The sequence below is a fragment of the Pseudomonas sp. GQ91 genome (genome assembly GCF_059758795.1).
In genome coordinates, this window is the sequence record NZ_JCAXED010000007.1 from 138790 (window position 1) to 160030 (window position 21241).

Annotated in this window: 19 protein-coding genes; 6 read left to right on the plus strand and 13 right to left on the minus strand. The window is 60.0% G+C overall.

All coding sequences use genetic code 11. The features are described 5' to 3' along the window. Window positions 1–131: 131 nt before the first annotated feature. On the minus strand, window positions 132–1604 hold the full coding sequence (betB, locus tag AC6CIA_RS12630) for a betaine-aldehyde dehydrogenase (protein ID WP_498312406.1): 1473 nt from the start codon (window positions 1602–1604) through the stop codon (window positions 132–134). A gap of 110 nt (window positions 1605–1714) precedes the next feature. Beyond that, window positions 1715–2308 (minus strand): transcriptional regulator BetI, encoded by a 594-nt coding sequence (gene betI / locus AC6CIA_RS12635; protein ID WP_339528151.1) that lies wholly within the window; start codon window positions 2306–2308, stop codon window positions 1715–1717. A 379-nt stretch (window positions 2309–2687) separates the two neighbouring features. Between betI and AC6CIA_RS12640 the strand changes: the two genes are divergently transcribed. After that, window positions 2688–4622 carry a BCCT family transporter gene (locus AC6CIA_RS12640; RefSeq protein ID WP_498312613.1) on the plus strand — a complete coding sequence of 645 codons (1935 nt, stop codon included), beginning with the start codon at window positions 2688–2690 and terminating at the stop codon, window positions 4620–4622. A gap of 167 nt (window positions 4623–4789) precedes the next feature. Here AC6CIA_RS12640 and choV read toward each other — a convergent pair whose 3' ends face one another. From choV to AC6CIA_RS12655, 3 genes are all read right to left on the minus strand, one after another. After that, window positions 4790–5968, minus strand: a complete 1179-nt coding sequence (gene choV / locus AC6CIA_RS12645) for a choline ABC transporter ATP-binding protein (RefSeq protein WP_498312408.1) — start codon at window positions 5966–5968, stop codon at window positions 4790–4792. Further along, window positions 5965–6810 (minus strand): choline ABC transporter permease subunit, encoded by an 846-nt coding sequence (choW, locus tag AC6CIA_RS12650; protein WP_339528155.1) that lies wholly within the window; start codon window positions 6808–6810, stop codon window positions 5965–5967. Before choW ends, choV begins: the two co-directional genes overlap by 4 nt. Before the next feature lie 91 nt (window positions 6811–6901). Beyond that, window positions 6902–7849, minus strand: a complete 948-nt coding sequence (locus AC6CIA_RS12655) for a choline ABC transporter substrate-binding protein (RefSeq protein WP_498312410.1) — start codon at window positions 7847–7849, stop codon at window positions 6902–6904. A gap of 427 nt (window positions 7850–8276) precedes the next feature. Here AC6CIA_RS12655 and AC6CIA_RS12660 point away from each other — a divergent pair, with 427 nt between their 5' ends. Both AC6CIA_RS12660 and gbdR read left to right on the plus strand, forming a co-directional pair. After that, window positions 8277–9653 carry an L-serine ammonia-lyase gene (locus AC6CIA_RS12660; RefSeq protein ID WP_498312412.1) on the plus strand — a complete coding sequence of 459 codons (1377 nt, stop codon included), beginning with the start codon at window positions 8277–8279 and terminating at the stop codon, window positions 9651–9653. Window positions 9654–10180: 527 nt separating this feature from the next. After that, window positions 10181–11284 (plus strand): choline metabolism transcriptional regulator GbdR, encoded by a 1104-nt coding sequence (gene gbdR / locus AC6CIA_RS12665; RefSeq protein WP_498312414.1) that lies wholly within the window; start codon window positions 10181–10183, stop codon window positions 11282–11284. Window positions 11285–11394: 110 nt separating this feature from the next. Here gbdR and AC6CIA_RS12670 read toward each other — a convergent pair whose 3' ends face one another. The 6 genes from AC6CIA_RS12670 to AC6CIA_RS12695 form a co-directional block, all read right to left on the minus strand. Next, complete coding sequence (locus AC6CIA_RS12670; RefSeq protein ID WP_339528163.1) at window positions 11395–11658, minus strand: hypothetical protein; 264 nt, start codon at window positions 11656–11658, stop codon at window positions 11395–11397. Window positions 11659–11908: 250 nt separating this feature from the next. Further along, window positions 11909–13069 (minus strand): gamma-butyrobetaine dioxygenase, encoded by a 1161-nt coding sequence (locus AC6CIA_RS12675; protein ID WP_498312416.1) that lies wholly within the window; start codon window positions 13067–13069, stop codon window positions 11909–11911. A gap of 9 nt (window positions 13070–13078) precedes the next feature. Beyond that, window positions 13079–13555, minus strand: a complete 477-nt coding sequence (locus AC6CIA_RS12680) for a thioesterase family protein (RefSeq protein WP_498312418.1) — start codon at window positions 13553–13555, stop codon at window positions 13079–13081. Between the two features lie 382 nt (window positions 13556–13937). Further along, on the minus strand, window positions 13938–14903 hold the full coding sequence (locus tag AC6CIA_RS12685) for an L-carnitine dehydrogenase (protein WP_339528169.1): 966 nt from the start codon (window positions 14901–14903) through the stop codon (window positions 13938–13940). A gap of 164 nt (window positions 14904–15067) precedes the next feature. After that, window positions 15068–15955 carry a 3-dehydrocarnitine:acetyl-CoA trimethylamine transferase CdhC gene (gene cdhC / locus AC6CIA_RS12690; RefSeq protein ID WP_339528171.1) on the minus strand — a complete coding sequence of 296 codons (888 nt, stop codon included), beginning with the start codon at window positions 15953–15955 and terminating at the stop codon, window positions 15068–15070. Between the two features lie 74 nt (window positions 15956–16029). Continuing rightward, window positions 16030–16974, minus strand: a complete 945-nt coding sequence (locus AC6CIA_RS12695; RefSeq protein ID WP_498312420.1) for a choline ABC transporter substrate-binding protein — start codon at window positions 16972–16974, stop codon at window positions 16030–16032. Window positions 16975–17167: 193 nt separating this feature from the next. Here AC6CIA_RS12695 and AC6CIA_RS12700 point away from each other — a divergent pair, with 193 nt between their 5' ends. Then, window positions 17168–18112, plus strand: a complete 945-nt coding sequence (locus AC6CIA_RS12700) for a GlxA family transcriptional regulator (RefSeq protein WP_498312421.1) — start codon at window positions 17168–17170, stop codon at window positions 18110–18112. 334 nt (window positions 18113–18446) lie between these two features. On the opposite strand, the gene AC6CIA_RS12705 is transcribed toward AC6CIA_RS12700, so the two are convergent. Further along, window positions 18447–18863 (minus strand): DUF3010 family protein, encoded by a 417-nt coding sequence (locus AC6CIA_RS12705; RefSeq protein ID WP_498312423.1) that lies wholly within the window; start codon window positions 18861–18863, stop codon window positions 18447–18449. A gap of 82 nt (window positions 18864–18945) precedes the next feature. After that, window positions 18946–19347 (minus strand): lysozyme inhibitor LprI family protein, encoded by a 402-nt coding sequence (locus AC6CIA_RS12710; protein ID WP_339528181.1) that lies wholly within the window; start codon window positions 19345–19347, stop codon window positions 18946–18948. A 220-nt stretch (window positions 19348–19567) separates the two neighbouring features. On the opposite strand from AC6CIA_RS12710, the gene AC6CIA_RS12715 reads away from it, so the two are divergent. Both AC6CIA_RS12715 and AC6CIA_RS12720 read left to right on the plus strand, forming a co-directional pair. Continuing rightward, window positions 19568–20545, plus strand: coding sequence for a dipeptidase (locus AC6CIA_RS12715; RefSeq protein WP_339528183.1), 978 nt, complete (start codon window positions 19568–19570; stop codon window positions 20543–20545). Window positions 20546–20710: 165 nt separating this feature from the next. Then, the gene (locus AC6CIA_RS12720) at window positions 20711–21241 is read left to right on the plus strand and encodes a DUF5943 domain-containing protein (protein WP_084381872.1); all 531 of its coding nucleotides are present in this window, start codon (window positions 20711–20713) and stop codon (window positions 21239–21241) included.

Genomic DNA, 21241 nt, shown 5'->3' on the forward strand with positions numbered 1-21241 from the left:
TCAGGTCTGGCAAGTGCTTCGCACTCGATCGCAGGCAAGCCAGCTCCCACAGTTGATCGGGTTCATACGGTCAACATGTGGGAGCGGGCTTGCTCGCGATGGCGGCCTCGCAGGCAACGCAAGGCTCGGCTTTAGAACACCGAGGCGTAGTCGCCCAGCTCGACCTGTACCGATTTGATGCGCGTGAAGTTGTTCAGCGAACTGATCCCGTTTTCACGGCCGACACCCGACTGCTTGTAGCCGCCAACCGGCATCTTGGCGTCGGACTCGCCCCAGGCGTTGATCCAGCAGATACCGGCTTCCAGTTGATGAATCACGCGGTGGGCGCGGTTCAGGTCCTTGGTCACCAGGCCGGCAGCCAGGCCGAAGTCAGTGTCGTTGGCGCGGCGGATCACTTCTTCTTCGGTTTCGTAAGTGAGGATGCTCATCACCGGGCCGAAGATTTCTTCACGCACGATGGTCATCTCGTCGGTGCAGTCGGTGAACACGGTCGGTGCCACGAATGCGCCCTTGGCGAAGTCGCCGTCGGTCAGGCGGTCGCCGCCACACAGCAGGCGTGCGCCTTGCTCCTTACCTTTGGCGATGTAGCCGAGCACGCTTTCCATGTGGGCGAAGCTGACCAGCGGGCCGAAGTTGGTGTTGTCGTCTTGCGGGTCGCCGACGCGGATGCGCGCAACGCGTTCAACGATCTTGGCCTCGAACGCCGCTTGCAGATGCGTGGGCACGAATACGCGGGTGCCGTTGGTGCAGACCTGACCGGAGCTGTAGAAGTTGGCCATCATCGCAATATCGGCGGCGCGATCCAGATCGGCGTCGTCGAAGATGATCAGTGGCGACTTGCCGCCCAATTCCATGGTCACTTCCTTGAGCGAGGAACTCGAAGCGCTGGCCATGACTTTCTTGCCGGTGTCGGTGCCGCCGGTGAAGGAGACTTTCTCGATGCGCGGGTGCTCGGTCAGCCAAGTGCCGACTTCACGGCCGCTGCCGGTCAGTACGTTGAACACACCTGCTGGAACGCCGGCCTCGGTGTAGATCTCGGCCAGTTTCAGGGTGGTCAGGGAAGTCACTTCGCTTGGCTTGAAGATCATCGCGTTACCGGCCGCCAGGGCTGGAGCGGATTTCCACAGAGCGATCTGGATCGGGTAATTCCACGCGCCGATACCGGCGACCACGCCCAGCGGTTCGCGACGGGTGTAGACGAAGGAGGTGTCACGCAGCGGGATTTGCTCGCCTTCGATGGCGGGCACCAGGCCTGCGTAGTATTCCAGCACGTCAGCACCGGTGACGATGTCGACATATTTGGTTTCGGAGAACGCCTTGCCGGTGTCCAGGGTTTCCAGTGCGGCGAGTTCATCGTTGCGCTCGCGCAGGATGTCGACGGCGCGACGCAGGATGCGCGAACGTTCCATGGCGGTCATCGCGGCCCAGATTTTCTGGCCCTTTTCGGCGCTGACCACAGCACGCTCAACGTCATCGAAGGTGGCGCGTTGCACGTTGGCGAGAACTTCACCGTTAGCCGGGTTGATGGCTTCGAAGGTGGCATCGCTGCCAGCGTCGCTGTAGCCGCCGTCAATGTAGAGTTTTTGCAATTCGAAACGGGCCATAAAGTCCTCGCAAGTGCATAAGTGGTTGGCGTTACCCGCTGAAAAGTGGGCCATTGAGTGGTGGCAGCACTGATCGGCGGACGTTCAGGGGTTGAGCGTTTATGTGTGCTCTAACTCACCTGCTTGGCCAATTGGAAATCCATGTATTCGTAAGCGATCCGTTGCGCCTGCTCCGTGTCGAAAGCGTCTCCCGACAGGGCGCCGCGCAACCACAAACCGTCAATCAGGGCCGCCAGGCCGCGGGCTGCGCTGCGTGCATCGGCCACTGGCAACACGCGGCGGAACTGGCAACACAGGTTGGAATACAGACGGTGATCGTTGATCCGCTGCAACCTGTGCAAAGACGGGTGGTGCATGCTGGCGGCCCAGAAGGCCAACCAGGTTTTCATCGCCGGGCCGTTGACCTGGCTGGCGTCGAAGTTGCCTCCGATAATCACCTGGAGATGCGCCCGTGGGCTGTCATCCGCCAGGTCACGCCGACGTTCGTGGACGTTCTCGATCAGCACATTCATCAGGTACCGCATCGTGGCGGCGATCAGGCCATTCTTGTCCTGAAAGTAGTGACTGATGATGCCGTTCGAAACGCCGGCCAGACGGGCGATCAGCGCAATGCTGGCATCTCCCATCCCAACCTGATCGATGGCCGTCAATGTGGCTTCGATCAACTGTTGGCGGCGTATGGGTTGCATACCGACCTTGGGCATGTAGCACCTCTCCTTAGGCCTGGCGACGAGCGATCAACGTCCGTCGGCTTGCGGGCCAGTCTATTTTGTTTTGATTGAACGTTCAATCAACAAAGAATAAGATCTGCGACAAATGGTCGCTGCCTGCAGGTATTGCCTACCCGCAGACGGCGACATCTGACACCTGAAAAACCTTTGAAACGCCCGAAGTCACAGCTTCGCCGGGGCTCAACGATTTTCGGGGTGTCTTTATATCACCCGTCCGTCGGCTGCCGAAAAAACGATGGCATGGGTCAAGCGCTGCCTTGCGTTCCTCTCTCGCACTGCCTGGAGCATCTGTGCCATGAGTTCTGCCTCTCTTATAAAGACCCCGCCGGAAAAGGTACGGGTCAACGGTTGGGTGTTCTACACCTCTACCGCGCTGGTTCTGTTGTTGACTGCGATTTTGATTAGTGCCCCGCAAGAGGCCGGCAGGCTGCTTGGCGTCGCCCAGACCTGGCTCTCGAAAAGCTTTGGCTGGTATTACATGGTGGTCATCGCCGCCTACCTGGTATTCGTGGTGGGCCTGGCATTTTCGTCCTATGGCAAGTTGAAGCTGGGCAGCAAGGACGACACACCGGACTTCAGCTACGGTGCCTGGGCCGGCATGTTGTTCTCGTCGGGGATCGGTATTTCGCTGTTGTACTTCGGCGCATCCGAACCGCTGGACCACTACTACAACCCGCCCGAAGGCGCGGCCGCGACCCAGATGGCCGCGCGCCAGGCCCTGCAACTGACGTTCCTGCATTGGGGCCTGCATGGCTGGGCGATCTACGCGCTGGTCGGCCTGGCCGTGGCGTACTTTGCCTACCGTCATAACCAGCCGCTGGCGTTGCGTTCGGCGCTGTACCCGCTGGTGGGCGAGCGCTGGGTCAAGGGCGCCGCCGGTCACGCGGTGGACGGCTTCGGCATGTTCGTGACCTTGTTGGGCCTGGTGACCAACCTGGGAATCGGCGCGATGCAAGTGTCGTCGGGGCTTGAGAACCTGTTCGGCATGGCACACAGCAACACTAACCTGCTGATCGTGATCATCGTGATGAGTAGCGTGGCGACCATCGCGGCGGTGTCGGGGGTGGAAAACGGCATTCGTCGCTTGTCCAACCTCAACATCGTGTTGTTCAGTGGCTTGCTGATTTTCGTGCTGCTGTTCGGACCGACCCTGCATTTGCTCAACGGCTTCGTGCAGAACATCGGTGACTACATGAACGGCCTCGTGCTGAAAACCTTCGACCTGTATGTGTATGAAGGCGACGGTGCGGCATCCGAGCGCTGGATGGGCTTGTGGACACTGTTCTACTGGGCCTGGTGGATTTCCTGGGCGCCATTCGTGGGGATGTTCATCGCGCGTATTTCCCGTGGGCGTACCGTGCGTGAGCTGGTGGCCGGCGTGCTGCTGATCCCGCTGGGCTTTACCCTGGCGTGGCTGTCGATCTTCGGTAACTCGGCCCTGGACCTGGTACTCAACCATGGCGCGGTGGAGTTGGGCAAGACGGCGCTGGAACAGCCATCCATGGCGATCTACCAGTTGCTGGAGTATTACCCCGCGTCGAAAGTAGTGATCGGGGTGTCGATCTTTGTCGGTTTTGTATTGTTCCTGACGCCCGCGGATTCTGGCGCGGTGATGATGGCGAACCTGTCCTGCAAGGGCGGTAGCGTTGACGAGGATGCGCCGCATTGGCTGCGGATTTTCTGGTCGGCGGTGATCACCCTGGTGACCGTCGGCCTGCTGTTTGCCGGTAACTTTGAAGCCATGCAAACCATGGTAGTGCTGGCCGGACTGCCGTTCTCGGTGGTACTGATCTGCTTCATGTTCGGCCTGCACAAGGCCATGCGCCAGGATGTGGCGATCGAACAGGAGCAAGCGCAACTGGCTGAACGTGGTCGGCGTGGTTTCAGTGAGCGTTTGACCGCGCTGGAGCTGCAACCGAGCCAGGCCATCGTGCAGCGCTTCATGGACAAGAAGGTCACGCCAGCGCTGGAAGAAGCGGCTGTTGCGTTGCGGGACCAGGGGCTGGAAGTGCAGACCTTGTTGGGTAAGTCCAAGCGTTGCATTGGCGTGCGGATCGAGATGCCGGAAGGCAATCCGTTTGTGTATGAAGTGAGCCTGGATGGCTACACGGCGGCGCCTGGCGATCTGCCCGAGGAAGAACGCACCCGTTACTACCGTGCCGAGGTCTACCTGCACAACGGGCCTCAGGAATACGACCTGATGGGCTTCACCCCGGAGCAGATTACCCGGGATGTGCTCGATCAGTTTGAAAGCCATCGGCAACTCCTCGGCCGGGTGTATAGCTGATAGTCGAAAGGCCGGTGGTGTCTCCCTGACACCACCGCTTCACTGTAGGAGCGAGCTTGCTCGCGAAAAACGTCAACGATAACGCAGCGATATCTGGCAGCCCGTGTCGCCTATTCGTTTCTCGCGAGCAAGCTCGCTCCTACAGTGATGGGCGGACGATCAAGGGGCTAGCCCAGGTTTTTGCCCAGGAGGGCATGGTAGAGTTCACTGTCTCCCAAGATCCCCACCACCTTGTTGTTGTCATGCAGCACCAGCTTGTTGCCCGTCTGGTAGCGAATCTGCAACGCATCGCGCATGCCGATATTCGAATCCACCAGCGTCGGTACGCGGCCCAGGCCTTCCACGGCTTGCCCCGGTGCCCAGTTTTGCAGGTTCATCGGCATGCCATTCTGTCGGGCGCCCTTGATGGTGTTGCCCTCGGCCAGTTCCAGCCAGGAATCGTCACCCGGATCCAGGCATACCGAGCCGTTGACCTGCTTGCAGTTGTCCAGGGTGCGCATCAGGCTGCGGCCGCACAGTACGTTCAAGGGGTTGGTATGCGCGACAAAGGTGCGCACATACTCATCGGCCGGGTTCAGCACGATCTCTTCCGGCACGCTGTACTGGATGATCTTGCCGTCTTTCATGATCGCAATACGACTACCGAGTTTCAGCGCTTCGTCGAGGTCGTGGCTGACGAAGACAATGGTCTTGCTCAGCTTGCGCTGCAGCTCCAGCAATTCATCCTGCAAACCTTGGCGGATCAACGGATCGAGGGCCGAGAAGGGCTCGTCCATCAACAGGATGTCGGCGTCCATTGCCAGTGCGCGCGCCAGGCCGACGCGCTGTTGCATGCCGCCGGAGAGTTCGTCAGGCCGCTTGTTGCGCCACTGGGACAGGCCGACCAGCTCAAGCTTTTCATCCACCAGCTTGCGCCGCTCCTTCTCGGGGCGACCCTGCATTTCCAGGCCAAAGCTGATGTTGTCACGCACCGTCAGCCACGGCATCAGGGCGAACTTCTGGAACACCATGGCGATGCGTTTGGTGCGCATCATTTTCAGCTCTGCCGGGGTGCACGAGGCGATGTCGATCTGTCGACCTTCGTGCTCGACAAACAGCTGGCCACGGCTGACGGTGTTGAGGCCGTTGATGCAGCGCAGCAGGCTCGACTTGCCGGAACCCGACAGGCCCATCAGCACGCAGATCTCGCCTTTCTCGACATCCAGGCTGGCGTTTTCCACGCCGACGATCTGCCCGGTCTTTTTCAGGATTTCATTGCGGCTCAGGCCTTGGTCCAACAGGCTGAGCGCTTCGCGTGGGTCTTTGGAAAAGATCACGTCGACATTGTCGAATCGGATAATGCTCATGCATCACCCCCTACTTTGGCATCGGGTTGTTTGCAAATGCGGTCGAGCATGATGGCCAGCAGCACGATGGCCAGGCCGGCTTCAAAGCCCAGCGCAATGTCGGCGGTGTTCAACGCGTTGACCACGGGCTTGCCGAGGCCGTCCGCGCCCACCAGGGCGGCGATCACCACCATCGACAACGAGAGCATGATGCATTGGGTAATGCCGGCGGCAATGCTCGGCATGGCGTAGGGCAGCTCAATGCGCGAGAGCAGTTGACGGCGCGAGCAGCCAAAGGCCTTGCCGGCGTCCATCAACTCTTGCGGTACATCACGGATACCCAGGTAAGTCAGACGGATAGGTGCGGCAATCGCGAACACCACCGTGGAAATCAGGCCGGGCACCACACCCAGCCCGAAGAGGGTCAGGGTAGGGATGAGGTAGACGAAGGTCGGTACGGTCTGCATCAGATCGAGTACCGGCCGCATCACGGTGAAGAACATGGGCTTGTGTGCGGCGACGATCCCCAGCGGCACACCAATCACCACGCAGACCAGGGTGGCGAACAGCACCTGCGCCAGGGTCTCCATGGTTTCCTGCCAGTACCCCAGGTTGAGGATCAGCAGAAAAGAGGCGATGACAAAAACAGTCAATCCCCATTTACGTTGAATAAAGTGAGCGAGTAGCGCAATCAGACCGATCAATGCCAGTGGATTGAACCAGGTCAGCGCAAACGTCACGCCTTGAATCATCGTTTCCAGTGTCGATGCGATTGCGTCGAAGTAGTCGGCGCCGTTTTGCGTCAACCATTCGACGAAGGCAGCGATGTACTGGCCTAGCGGGATTTTATGATCAGTCAGCATGGTAGTGAGTGTCCACATGCGAAGTGGGAAAACATCCCGGGGCGGCACGCCGACCCGGGGTTAGCGGTTGTGTGTGGGGGGCAGTATTCGCCTAGTTGGCGAGGTAGGTTTTCACCGCTTGCGCTCCGGGTTTGCCATCAATGGTGGTTACCCCGGCGAGCCAGGTGTCGAGCACTTGCGGATTCTTTTTCAGCCAGGCCTTGGCCGCGGCCTCGGGCTTCATCTTGTCGTCCAGGACATTGCCCATCAGGGTGCTTTCCATGTCCAGGCTGAACACCAGGTTTTTCAGCAACTGACCCACGTTGCTGCATTCCTCGACGTAGCCTTTGCGGGTGTTGGTGTAGATGGTGGCCTTGCCGTAATCGGGGCCGAACGAATCGTCACCGCCGGTGAGGTACTTCATCTTGAAGCGGGTGTTCATCGGGTGTGGTTCCCAGCCCAGGAACACCACATCGGTCCCGCGCCGCTCGGCGCGCTCGACTTGGGACAACATGCCGGCTTCGCTGGACTCGACCACTTTGAACCCGGCGTCCTTCAAGCCGAAGGCATTCTTGTCGATCAGGCTCTGGATGGTGCGGTTGCCATCGTTGCCCGGCTCGATGCCGTAGATCTTGCCGCCGAGCTCTTTCTTGAACTTGGCAATGTCGGCGAAATCTTTCAGGCCTTTGTTGTACAGCGCCTCAGGGACCGCCAGGGTGTACTTGGCGTTTTCCAGGTTGGCGCGCACGGTGTCGACGGTGCCGGCGTCACGGTACGGCTTGATGTCGTTTTCCATGGTCGGCATCCAGTTGCCGAGGAACACGTCCATGTTCTTGCCGTCCGCCAGGGACTTGTAGGTCACCGGTACGGAAATCATCGTGGTCTTGGTTTTATAGCCTAGGGCTTCAAGGACGACGCTGGTCGTCGCGGTAGTGACGGTGATGTCGGTCCAGCCGACGTCGGAGAAGTTGACAGTGCTGCAGTGTTCCGGCTCAGCAGCATTGGCGGCGAGCGACAGACTCAGCATGGCGGTCAACAACAACGGGTGGGAACCTTTCATGAACGTGGACTCCTGGTGTTTTTCTAGCGGTGCTTGACCGCGCTTATAAGTGTTGCAATTGGGGCGTGCGATGAACGCGCGGCCTCAGTGCCTTGCAAACGAGTCGAGACTGATCATGTACCAGTGAAAATCTGACGCCTACAGGGGGCGTCGTATCCAGTACAGGGATGGTCGTATCCAGTGTCGGTGACGTCGCATACAGATTTTTCCAAAGCCAAAACAGTACTTTTTGGCGATTTGCACCGCAAAAAACGGCCATTTCGCCCCAATGCACGGGGACGACGCTGGCGAGCATGGGTATGTCGGTGTGAGACGCCGCAGGGAGCAACGAAAGCTTGATGATGCCGCCATCAGGCGACTTGAGCGTAGCAGCTCCGCCACCAGGTGTTATTGCGCCTGGCGTGTGCTATCGAGGAGTTTCACGGCAATGGCTATCAGCGTTTTCGACCTGTTCAAGATCGGCATCGGCCCTTCCAGTTCTCACACCGTCGGCCCCATGCGGGCTGCGGCGTTGTTCGTTCAGGTGCTGCGCGAACGCGGTATGTTGGAGCAGGTGCGGCGCGTCGAGGTTCAACTCTACGGCTCATTGTCGGCCACCGGTATTGGCCACGGCAGTGATAACGCCGTGATCATGGGGCTGATGGGCGAATGGCCGGATGCGATTGACCCCTCTCAGATCGGCCCCCGCATCGATACCGTCCGAAAGACTAACACACTGCTGCTGGATAACCGGTTACCGGTGCCTTTTCTGTGGTCAAGGGACATGCGCCTGCTCGATGAAAACCTGCCGTTCCATCCCAATGCCATGACCCTGGTGGTGTTCGGTGATGAGGCCGAGCTGCACCGTGACACCTACTACTCGGTCGGTGGCGGTTTTGTGGTGGACGAGGCCCAGGCCCGCAGCGGCGTGGCGGACACGGATCGCACCGAGTTGCCTTACGATTTCTCCAGCGCAGTGGAGTTGCTGAGCCTGTGCAAGACCCACAACCTGCGGGTTGCCGAGCTGATGCTGGCCAATGAAAAAGTCTGGCGTTCGGAGGCGGAAATCCGCAGCGGCTTGATGACGCTCTGGCACGCCATGCAAGACTGTGTGGAGCAGGGCCTGAAGCACGAAGGCATTCTTCCTGGTGGCCTGAATGTACGGCGACGAGCGGCCAGGTTGCACCGCAGTTTGCTGGAGTTGAACAAGCCCAATGTGATCGGCTCGACCCTGAGCGCCATGGAATGGGTCAACCTGTTCGCGCTCGCGGTGAACGAAGAAAACGCGGCCGGCGGGCGCATGGTCACGGCACCGACCAATGGCGCGGCGGGGATCATCCCGGCAGTCCTGCACTATTTCATGAAGTTCAGTGAGGAGGTCACCGAAGCCAACGTGGTGGACTACTTTCTCGGTGCGGCAGCGGTGGGGATTCTGTGTAAAAAGAATGCTTCGATCTCGGGCGCCGAGGTCGGGTGCCAGGGGGAAGTGGGTTCGGCTTGTGCGATGGCGGCGGCGGGCCTGGCGGAGATTCTCGGCGCCACGCCGGAGCAATTGTGCAACGCGGCGGAAATCGGCCTGGAGCATAACCTGGGCCTGACCTGCGACCCGGTCGGCGGGTTGGTGCAGGTGCCGTGCATCGAACGCAATGCAATCGCCGCGGTGAAAGCGATCAATGCGGCGCAGATGGCATTGCGCGGCGACGGCCAGCACTTCATCTCGCTGGACCGGGTGATCCGCACCATGCGCGATACCGGGGCGGACATGCACGACAAATACAAGGAAACCTCGCGAGGCGGCCTGGCCGTGAGCATGGTGGAGTGCTGATCCCGTAAAACCGGGTCGGCTGCATTCGCGAGCAAGCCCGCTCCCACGTTCGCCCGAGCCCTCTTGCGAACGCCGAACAGATGTGGGATCGGGTTTGCTCGCGAATGCGATAGCGCAGGCAACCCTGCTCATAAAGTGAACATAGAACCCCCGAGCGCCACCTTTTAGCGCGTCGCAAATAGATAAGTAGCTTGCAAACGATTTTGCGCCTGACCACTCGTCACCTGTGCTTGCGGTGACACACTTCCTACACACGCTGAAAGCGCCTTCCCACAAGTGCTACCGTTCTGCTCACAGCCCCGGGACGGGACTGCTCGCACCTCCTTTTCGGGTCATATCCGACACTCGATCCGCGGGCTTGTTTAAAGGCTTCAGCAGGTCGTTTTCAGGATTTATTGAATGTGCATTCAAGTTTAGGCATGGCATTTGCTCTATCAATTCCAAAGCCTCTCTCCCGCCGGATGATGAGCGCAATAACAAGAGCCTCGCCTGAGGCCATCACCCGCTTTGTGTGAGGAGATACCGCGATGACATCGTCCAACGCCGGGGCTCAACCCCAGAACCGTGCGCCTCAATCCATCGGCTTTTTGCTGTTGGACAATTTCACGCTGATTTCCCTGGCCTCCGCGGTGGAACCGCTGCGCATGGCCAATCAGTTGTCCGGTCGCGAGCTGTACCGCTGGACGACCCTGAGTGTCGACGGCAACCAGGTGTGGGCCAGCGACGGGCTGCAAATCACCCCCGATGCCTCCATCCACAAAGCGCCGGCCCTCGACACCGTAATTGTCTGTGGCGGCGTGGGGATCCAGCGTTCGGTGACCCGTGAGCACGTGTCCTGGCTGCAGGGCCAGGCGCGCCAGTCGCGTCGCCTCGGCGCCGTCTGTACTGGCAGTTGGGCCCTGGCGTGCGCTGGGCTGCTGGACGGTTTTGACTGCAGTGTGCACTGGGAATGCCTGGCGGCTATGCAAGAAGCCTTTCCACGGGTATCGATGAGCACGCGCCTGTTCACCCTGGACCGCAATCGCTTTACCAGCTCCGGCGGCACCGCGCCGCTGGACATGATGTTGCACCTGATCAGCCGTGACCACGGTCGTGAATTGTCGGCAGCGATTTCCGAGATGTTCGTTTACGAACGCATCCGCAATGAGCAGGACCACCAGCGTGTACCGCTCAAGCACATGCTCGGCACCAACCAGCCGAAATTGCAGGAAATCGTGGCGCTGATGGAAGCCAATCTGGAGGAACCCATCGACCTGGATGAGCTGGCGGTGTACGTCACGGTCTCCCGGCGGCAGTTGGAAAGACTGTTCCAGAAATACCTGCACTGCTCGCCGTCGCGCTACTACCTCAAGTTGCGCCTGATCCGTGCGCGGCAATTGCTCAAGCAAACGCCGATGTCGATCATCGAAGTCGCCTCGGTGTGCGGATTCGTGTCTACACCGCACTTCTCCAAGTGCTACCGCGAATACTTCGGCATTCCGCCTCGCGATGAGCGCGTGGGCTCCAATACTACCCAGCAAGTGGCGATGATGCCGATTCCGACGGCGCTGGTGTTGTCACCGTTGTCCGGGCCGATGTCGGCCTTGAGCCAGGCGCGCAATGAGTCGACGTTCGCCAGCGTAAGGCTGTAGACCGAGGCGTCTGCATCGCGAGCAAATCGAATCGTCGCACCGCTGCTCCCACATTTGACCGTGTTCACAAGTCAAAATGTGGGAGCGGGCTTGCTCGCGATAGCGGTGGATCAGCCCCCGGAACCCTGCCTGAATGCCACCAACGCTGGCAACAACTGCTTATCGATCGCCTGGCGCACCGCCGGCAAAATCGTTGCACTGCTGGTGTACATCTGCTCAACCATGCCCTTGAGTGCCTTGGCCCGTGCCGGGTCCAGGCCGCGCACTGCACATTCGCACGCCTGCTCGGCGGTGGCGCCGCTGGACACCTCGAAACCCAGCGAGCGCAGTTGGCTCAGCAGGTCATCCTGGTCAATCAAATCCGCATGCATCATGACGTTCATCCTGGTGAAAAGAGCGGGAGATCAGGCTTGATTCTGGTGGGCCATTGGCGGGCCGGCAAGGCCTGAATGCACGAATGACCGTGACACCTATGAGCAGGTCGTTTTCGGCTAACTGCTCCGCGCAGGGACTAGGCACACTGGTTTCAAGCTAGCAGCTTGACGGTTTGGTCACCCTCGGGATGCACGGCTCACACAAGGCACTCAGCCCCGATCTTGTCACGGCTTGATCGGGGCTTTTTTTCTAGCGCTGCAGCACCAGGATGCGCGACAGCAACTCATCCCGGTCGATGTAGCAACCCTGGAAGTGCCGGGCGCCGGATGCGGGGTCAAAGGCATTGCGCGCATGCAGGGTGCGACGGTTATCGAAACACCACAGCTCGCCGGGGTTCAGGCGCTTGACCAGGCGGAAACGCTCGTCGCGGGTCATGGCGATGAAACGCCGATATGCACGGTACAGCAACGGCATCTGCGCCACGCTGGTCTCGAACGGCCCGCGCAGAAAGTTGGCCATGCGGATTTCGGCGACTTCGCCCAAGGCATCCAGGGCGATAATCGGTGCCAGGCGCCGATAGTCGCTGTGGCGATCCTTGTTGCGAAACTCCACCGCAATTTCACACAGGGCGCGGAAGGCTTCAGGGTCCTCATCACGCAGAGCGTTGGCGATCGCGAACCCATCGACAAAAATACTCTCGCCCCCGTCGGCATCGTTCACCAGGCAATGCAGGAACTGCAGTCCCGGTTGCAGCTCGCGAGTCGGCAAATCGCTGTGCAGCGGCAAGTTGAAAGCGGTGTAGGCGTTGCTGTCGGCGTCGGCCTTTGATTGCACGTTGAACAACACCCCGAAGTTGCTCTCGCGGATAAACGAAATACGTTTGGCGATCAGTGTCAGTGAACCGGGCTCGGTGGGCACGCCGCGCACATGAGTGAGGCCGCTGTCACGTAGCGCCAGCAACCATTGCAGCAGGGCCGCGGGATCTTCCATCAGCGCGGCGTAATCGAAGACCGGCCACTCGAACGCGCGGTCCCAGAGCTGGCTCTTCGGTTTGGCTGCCAGGCGCTCGGCGCGGGATTCGTCGTCGTAGGCGTGAGCCCGAAGCCAGCCTGGATCGAAGCGGCTGGTGTGGCCGCCGTGCCAGCGTACGCAAAGAAGGCCTTGTTCGATGTGGGCGTCGACGGCTACCAGGTCCTCGTCGACATCGACAATTTCCAGTACCTGTTCACGTGTCACGCTGTAGACACACTGCGGACACGGGCAGTTGTCCCGTAGCCATTGATAATGAAACGGGCTGACCCGACCGTCGGCCCATTGCACCCGCAGCTGATCGGGCAATCGTTCAAGGTGGGTCAGGGCACTGATCAACGGGTATGTGCGGAAGTCGGCAACAGCGGTGGCGGTGTGCATTGCGATTCCTTATTTTTGCGAGGGAAGACCGATGACCCGGCCGAGCAAGGCTGGTTTGGGCAGCTCGAGGTGTTCGTCATTGATGGCCGTCAGCTTGGCCAATACGGCCTCGCTGAACGGCGTCGAATGTGGCCCTGCCAGATCAACGTGCAACAGCATCTGTTCGTTGCCGGCCAGCTCCTTTTCGTCGCCGACAAGGTGCAGGCTGTGATACAGGTGCAGGCGCTTGCGGTCGTGGGCGATGAGTTGGGTAAGGACTTCGACTTCGGCCCCCAGCTTGACTTCGTGCAGGTAGTTGAGGTGCAGCTCCAGGGTGAACAGCGAGTGGCCGCTGGCGTCGCGGTTGTCGCTGGTAAGCCCCAAGGTGTCCATCAGCGCATCGGTGGCGTAGCTGAAAATCAGCAGGTAGAACGCGTCACGCAGATGGCCATTGTAGTCGACCCAGTCGGGAATGATTTTTGTGCTGTAGGTGGTGAGAGCGGGCATGGTTGGGGGTTCCGCAGATAATAATGTGGTGGGTTTGAGGGCCAGCCCCTCACCCTAACCCTCTCCCCAAAGGGGCGAGGGGACTGACCGAAGTGTGCTGAGAAAATTTGCGACCTGAAAAACCGTATTGATTATGGATTCACAGCAGACCTTTCAGATCGGCGTAAAACTGCAATATCCCCCAATCAGTCCCCTCTCCCCGGAGGGGCGAGGGGACTGACCGAAGTGTGCTGAGAAAATTTGCGACCTGAAAAACCGTATTGATTATGGATTCACAGCTGACCTTTCAGGTCGGCGTAAAACTGCAATATCCCCCAATCGGTCCCCTCGCCCCTCCGGGGAGAGGGTTAGGGTGAGGGGCGGCTCTTGGGTCAACCCAACCCTATTCGGCAAACGCCATCCCATGCTTCTCCTTCGTCACCTTCACCGCCTCCAGCACCGCCAGCAAGCAATCATCACGATAACGCTCCAGCGCCGAGATGCTGTGGTCACCCAACTGTTCGCGCGTGCCTTCAACCACATCATCGATCAGCTTGTCAGTCAGCTCGGGCGCAGGCAGATAGGTCCACGGCAATTGCAGCGCCGGGCCAAATTGCGCCATGAAGTGGCGCATGCCGGCGTCGCCGCCCGCCAACGTATAGGTCATGAACGTGCCCATGAACGACCAGCGCAAACCGGCGCCAAAGCGAATCGCGTCATCGATCTCGCCGGTCGTCGCGACGCCATCGTTGACCAGATGCAGCGCCTCGCGCCAGAGTGCCTCCAGCAGGCGGTCAGCGATAAAACCAGGGACTTCCTTGCGCACATGCAAAGGGCGCATGCCGAGGGATTCATAGACCTTGATGGCCGCTTGCACAGCTTCGGGCGCGGTGTGTTTTCCTGCGACCACTTCCACCAGCGGCAGCAGGTAAACCGGGTTGAACGGGTGGCCGACCACGCAGCGTTGCGGGTGGGTGGAGCCCTCATAAAACTCACTCGGCAACAGTCCGGACGTGCTGGATCCGATCAAGGCGTCGGGCTTGGCTGCGGCGCTGATCTTGCTGTGCAATTCGAGTTTCAGTTCCAGGCGTTCCGGGGCGCTTTCCTGGATGAAGTCGGCGTCTTTCACGCAGTCTTCGATAGTGGCGACAAACCGCAGGCGGTCCTGGGACGCGCCCGCTGCCAGGCCCTGTTTTTCCAATGCGCCCCAAGCGTTGGCCACGCGTTTGCGCAGCGCCGCTTCGGCGCCGGGCGCCGGGTCCCAGGCCACCACATCCAGGCCATGAGCCAGGGCGCGGGACACCCAGCCGCTGCCGATAACTCCGCTGCCCAGGGCTGCGAAGGTTTTGATTTCAGTGATAAAGCGCATGGTGACGTTCCTTGGGGATTCGCAGATTGTGTGTGGTCACCGGCTCGAATGTGGGAGCGGGCTTGCTCGCGAATGGCTGTGTGTCAGTTGATGTATTCAGTGCTGATGTACCGCCATCGCGAGCAAGCCCGCTCCCACACTTTTGATCCGGTTTCGGCTGGTGGTTAACCGCGTTTAGTGAGGCCCATTTTTAGGCGACCTTCGGCCGGGGTCATGACCCGCGCGCCGAGGCGGCTGAGGATTTCACTGGCACGTTCCACCAACTGTCCGTTGGTCGCCAGCACACCCTTGTCCAGCCACAGATTGTCCTCCAGACCCACCCGCACGTTGCCGCCCAGCAACACCGCCTGGGCCGCCATCGGCATCTGCATGCGGCCGATCCCGAACCCCGCCCACACCGCATCGGCGGGCAGATTGTCGACCATCGCTTTCATGGTGGTGGTATCCGCCGGTGCGCCCCACGGAATGCCCAGGCACAGCTGGAACAACGGGTCGGTCAGCAGGCCTTCCTTGATCATCTGCTTGGCGAACCACAGGTGACCGGTGTCGAAGATTTCCAGTTCGGCCTTCACGCCCAGTTCCTGGATACGCTTGGCGCCCGCTCGCAGTTGCGCCGGGGTGGAAACGTAAATAGTGTCGCCATCGCCAAAGTTCAGGGTGCCGCAGTCCAGGGTGCAGATTTCCGGCAGCAGTTCTTCCACATGGGCCAACCGAGTCAGCGGGCCTACCAGATCGGTATTGGGACCGAATGCCATGGGATGCTCGCCAGCGCCGATTTCCAGGTCGCCACCCATCCCGGCGGTGAGGTTGACGATGATGTCGATGTCCGCTTCACGGATGCGCTCCATCACTTCGCGGTACAGCGCTACATCGCGGCTGAATTTGCCGCTGTGCGGATCACGCACGTGGCAATGCACGACCGTGGCCCCGGCTTTTGCCGCTTCGACGGCGGCAGCGGCGATTTGCTTGGGGGTGACCGGCACGTGCGGGCTCTTGGCGGTCGTGTCGCCAGCACCGGTGAGTGCGCAGGTGATGATGACGTCGTGATTCATGAGTCGGGTTCCTTACAGGCGTGATGATGCCGTTCGCAGCCGCCATCGGCTGCGAAACGGTGTGTCTAAAAAGGTTATTGGCTACTCAGTTGCAGATGGCTCGCCGCTGGTTTGCCGTCGAAGGTGGTGACGCCTTGCAGCCAGCGCTGCTGGTCTTGCGGATGATCCTTGAGCCACTGCCTGGCGGATACGAGGGCGTCCTTGTGTTCCAGCAGCGGCTGCATCATGCGGCTCTCGTCGGCAGCGGTGAAGGTCAGGTTCGTCAGCAGTCTGTGGATGTTCGGGCATTGTTCTGCGTAGTTCGGCGCGGTTACGGTCCAGACGGTCGCCTTGCCCTCATTCGGGCCGAGAGCGCCCTCGCTGCCGGTGAGGTAGGTCATCTCGACATTGACGTTCATCGGGTGCGGCGCCCAACCGAAAAACACCACGGCCTCCTTGCGGCGCACGGCGCGGTCCACGGCGGCGAGCATGCCGGCCTCGCTGGATTCCACCAGTTGGAATGTGCCCAGGCCGAACTGATTCTTGGCGATCATCGCCTTGATCTGGGTGTTGGCGCCCGAGCCCGGCTCGATGCCGTAGATCTTGCCGCCCAGTTCTTTCTCGAACCTGGCGATATCGGCAAAGCTTTTCAGGCCTTTGTCCGCCAGGTAGGTTGGCACCGCCAGGGTCGCACGGGCGTCTTCGAGGCTGGGGTTGTCGAGTACTTTCACCTGCCCGGCTTCGACGAACGGCGTGATGGTCTGGGTCATCAGCGGGTTCCAGTAGCCAAGGAACAGGTCCAGGCGCTGGTCGCGAATCCCGGCAAAGATGATTTGCTGGGACGCGCTGGTCTGTTTGGTCTTGTAGCCGAGGCCATCGAGCAACACTTGGGCCATGGCGCTGGTGGCGATCACGTCGGTCCAGTTGACTACGCCCATGCGCACGTTTCGGCAGGACGCTGCATCGGCTGCCAATACGCTGGTGCTGAAGATGGCGCTGACGCCAAGTGCAAGCACGCAGCGGCTGATCATTCGGTTCATGGTGGGGCCCTCGGCAGATCGTTATTGTGGAGTTCGGCGTCTTTGTGCACCGTGTAGCCAACTTACGCAGCTTGAACGGCGATAAAACGCACGGCGGCGACCCGCTCTTGCACTGCGGCGACCTGTGTTCTTGAATGACCGATTGAACTGGCGTATCACAGTGACCACGCTACCCGTCCCACGAGCGCGCACCATGTCCCAGGACTTCTACTTTTTGCTGATGCCGGGGTTTTCCGCCATTGGCTTTATTTCCGCGATTGAACCGCTGCGTGTCGCCAACCGTTTTCGTGGTGAGTTGTACCGTTGGCACGTGTTGAGTGCCGATGGGGGCGCGGTGCTCGCGAGCAATGGCATGTCGGTCAACGCCGACGCGGCCCTGGAACCGCTGAAAAAGGGCGCGACCCTGCTGGTGGTGGCGGGTTTCGAACCGCTGAAATTCGCCACTCCGACCCTGCAGCACTGGCTGCGCCGCCTCGACCACGAGGGCGTGATCCTCGGCGCCATCGACACCGGTGCCTGCGTGCTGGCCGAGGCCGGCTTGTTCGACGGTCATCGGCTGACCCTGCATTGGGAAGCGATCGAGGCCTTCAAGGAGTCTTATCCACAGCTCAGCGTGACTCAGGAGCTGTTTGAAATTGACCGTCGGCGCATCACCTGCGCCGGCGGCACGGCTTCCATCGACCTGATGCTTGACCTGATCAGCCAGGCGCACGGCGCGGATCTGGCGATTCAGGTGTCCGAACAATTCGTGCTTGGCCGCATCCGCCCGCGCAAAGACCACCAGCGCATGCAAATTGCCACGCGCTACGGCATCACTAACAAGAAGTTGGTGCAGGTCATTGGCGAGATGGAGCAACACACCGAACCGCCGTTAAGCACGCTGGCGCTGGCCGAATCAATCAAGGTCACACGCCGTCAACTGGAGCGCCTGTTTCGCCTGCACCTGAACGACACCCCGAGCAATTTCTACCTCGGCCTGCGCCTCGAAAAGGCCCGACAGCTCTTGCGCCAGAGCGGTCTGAGCGTGCTGGAGGTGAGTATTGCGTGCGGGTTTGAATCGCCGTCGTATTTCACCCGCAGCTACCGGGCGCGATTTGCCAAATGCCCGCGGGAGGATCGGCGCGGGGAGGTGGTTTGAGGGGTGACTTGTCCCATGAGGAAGTGACTTGTCCTGTGAGGAGTGACTTGTTCTGTGAGGAAGTGACTTGTTCTGTGAGGAGGTGACTTGTTCTGTGAGGAAGTCACTTGTTCTGTGGCGAGGGGGCTTGTCCTGTGGCGAGGGGGCTTGTCCCCCGTTGGGCTGCGCAGCAGCCCTGAATCTGCCACCGCCTAGTTCCTGACACACCCCAGTGGTTTTATTGGGGCTGCTGCGCCGCCCAACGGGGGACAAGCCCCCTCGCCACAGGAAAGCCCCAGCCATAGGCAAGTCAAAGGGAAGCCCCAGCCACAGGGCCAGCCCTCTTTCGCGGTGTCTACTTTTTCAGCAGCGCCGCACACGCCGTTTTATAGGCCTCATGCTGATACTTGTTCAGCGTCGCCGGCAGGGCGAAGTCGTGTTTTTTGTTCTGTGCGTTGATGGTCTGCGGCGACAGCAATATCACCTCGCAGCCGTCGAGCAACTGAAACACGCCCTCGATCTTGAATGTGGTCGGGCCACCGGCGAACTCGCCTTTCTTACCGCGCTTCTTGATCGCGATACGGGTGATGGCGTTGGCCTGCACGAACGCCTTTACCTGGGCCGCGAACGCTTTGACGTTGGCCGCTTCATCATCGTCTTCCAGCGCGATTTTCTTGGTGGCCAGGGCAATGTGGTTGAATGCCTGACCGTCGAGCGATGCGATGGCGATCATGGCTTCACTGCCTTTGATTTCGATGCCGCAGATGTTCATTCAATAACCTATTTAAGATGAAGTGTTCGCTGGATAACCGATGTCAGTAATGTCGATCTTCCTCAATACCCATTGAAACTACCTACTCCTGTCCGATCGACTCGAGGAACTCCGACCGTTCATCACTCATCCGCGCCAGGCAGTCGTTCTGTGCAATCGCATAGGCCTTGCTGCCGCTGACTGCCGGGAAGGTTTCGATGGCGCAATCCGCGTCGCGCAGTTTTTCCCATTTCTGCTGGGCATCCTTCAGACGAGCGGTTATGTCCGCCAGTTCGGAGGGGGCGCTGCCATAGAGGTTGGCCAGGCGTTCCTGAAGGCTGTGATAGTTGTCGTTGAGCAACTGCGCGGCGGTGGTTTTGTTGTAGCTGGCGCATTCCAGGGTTTGCTTGTCGTTTTCGATGCCGTCGCACGGGGTGCTGTCGGGGTCTTCGGCTGCGTGAACAGCGCTTGCGATAAGTGCCAGGGCCAGGAAAATCGGTTTCATTACGCCGTCTCATATCGGTTGATCGTCAAATTCTGGCTCAAGCGTAGGGCAAAGAACAGACGCAAGACAGATACGTCTGTGCACCCTTTGTCGTCGATTGACGCTTTCGGCAATTCCCCTGTCGTTTTTGCACCCGGCTCGGTCAGTCCCTGGGCATATGCTGGCCCCAAAGCGCCGGCAGACGATTCGGCGCATGAATCACCTATAAAGGGGACGCCTGATGAGCCCAGCCGAATTGCACGCCGACAGCATCGTTATCGACGGGCTGATCATTGCCAAGTGGAACCGCGAGCTGTTTGAAGACATGCGCAAGGGCGGCCTGACCGCGGCCAACTGCACCGTGTCGGTATGGGAAGGCTTCCAGGCCACCATCAATAACATCGTCGCCAGCCAGACCTTGATCCGCGAAAACAGCGACCTGGTGATCCCGGTGAAAACCACCGCCGATATTCGTCGTGCCAAGGAGCAGGGCAAGACCGGGATTATCTTCGGCTTCCAGAATGCGCATGCCTTTGAAGACCAGCTCGGTTACGTCGAGATCTTCAAGCAGCTCGGCGTTGGCGTGGTGCAGATGTGCTACAACACCCAGAACCTGGTGGGCACCGGCTGTTACGAGCGCGATGGCGGCCTGTCGGGTTTCGGGCGTGAAATCGTCGCCGAGATGAACCGCGTCGGCATCATGTGCGACCTGTCCCACGTCGGCTCCAAAACCAGCGAAGAAGTCATCCTCGAATCGAAAAAGCCGGTGTGCTACTCCCACTGCCTGCCGTCGGGTTTGAAAGAACATCCGCGCAACAAATCCGATGAAGAACTGAAGTTCATCGCCGACCACGGCGGTTTTGTCGGCGTGACCATGTTTGCGCCGTTCCTGGCCAAGGGGATCGATTCGACCATCGACGACTACGCCGAAGCCATCGAATACACCATGAATATCGTCGGCGAAGATGCTATCGGCATCGGCACCGACTTCACCCAGGGCCATGGTCAGGATTTCTTCGAAATGCTGACCCACGACAAGGGCTACGCCCGCCGCCTGACCAGCTTCGGCAAGATCATCAATCCGCTGGGCATCCGCACGGTGGGCGAGTTCCCCAACCTCACCGAGACCCTGCTCAAGCGCGGCCACAGTGAGCATGTGGTACGCAAGATCATGGGCGAGAACTGGGTCAACGTCCTCAAGGATGTCTGGGGCGAATAAGCCCACCCCTGAACAACGATCCCCGTAGCAGCTGTCGAGGTACGAGGCTGCGCCGGGTTGCGAAGCGGCCCCCGAGGGCGGTCCTGCGGACACGCAACGCAGCCTGGTACCTCTACAGCTGCTACGAAATGCACAACATCACGAATTTTCTGGAGTTAAGTTTCCATGGCCAAGATCGCCCCGCAATTACCTATTGAAGTCGACAGCGAAACCGGTATCTGGACCTCCGATGCCTTGCCGATGCTGTACGTGCCGCGTCATTTCTTCGTCAACAACCACATGGGTATCGAAGAAGTCCTCGGCGCTGACGCCTACGCTGAAATCCTCTACAAGGCCGGCTACAAATCCGCCTGGCACTGGTGCGAGAAAGAGGCCGAGTGCCACGGCCTGGAAGGCGTCGCGGTGTTCGAGCACTACATGAAACGTCTGTCGCAACGCGGCTGGGGCCTGTTCAAGATCCAGGACATCGACCTCGACAAAGGCACCGCCAGCGTCAAGCTGGAACACTCGGCGTTCGTCTACGTGTACGGCAAGGTCGGGCGCAAGGTCGACTACATGTTCACCGGCTGGTTTGCCGGCGCCATGGACCAGATCCTGCAAGCGCGCGGCAGCAGCATTCGCACCGTCGCCGAACAAGTCTACGGCGGCTCCGAAGAAGGCCACGACGATGGCCTGTTCACCGTCAAGCCGCTGTAA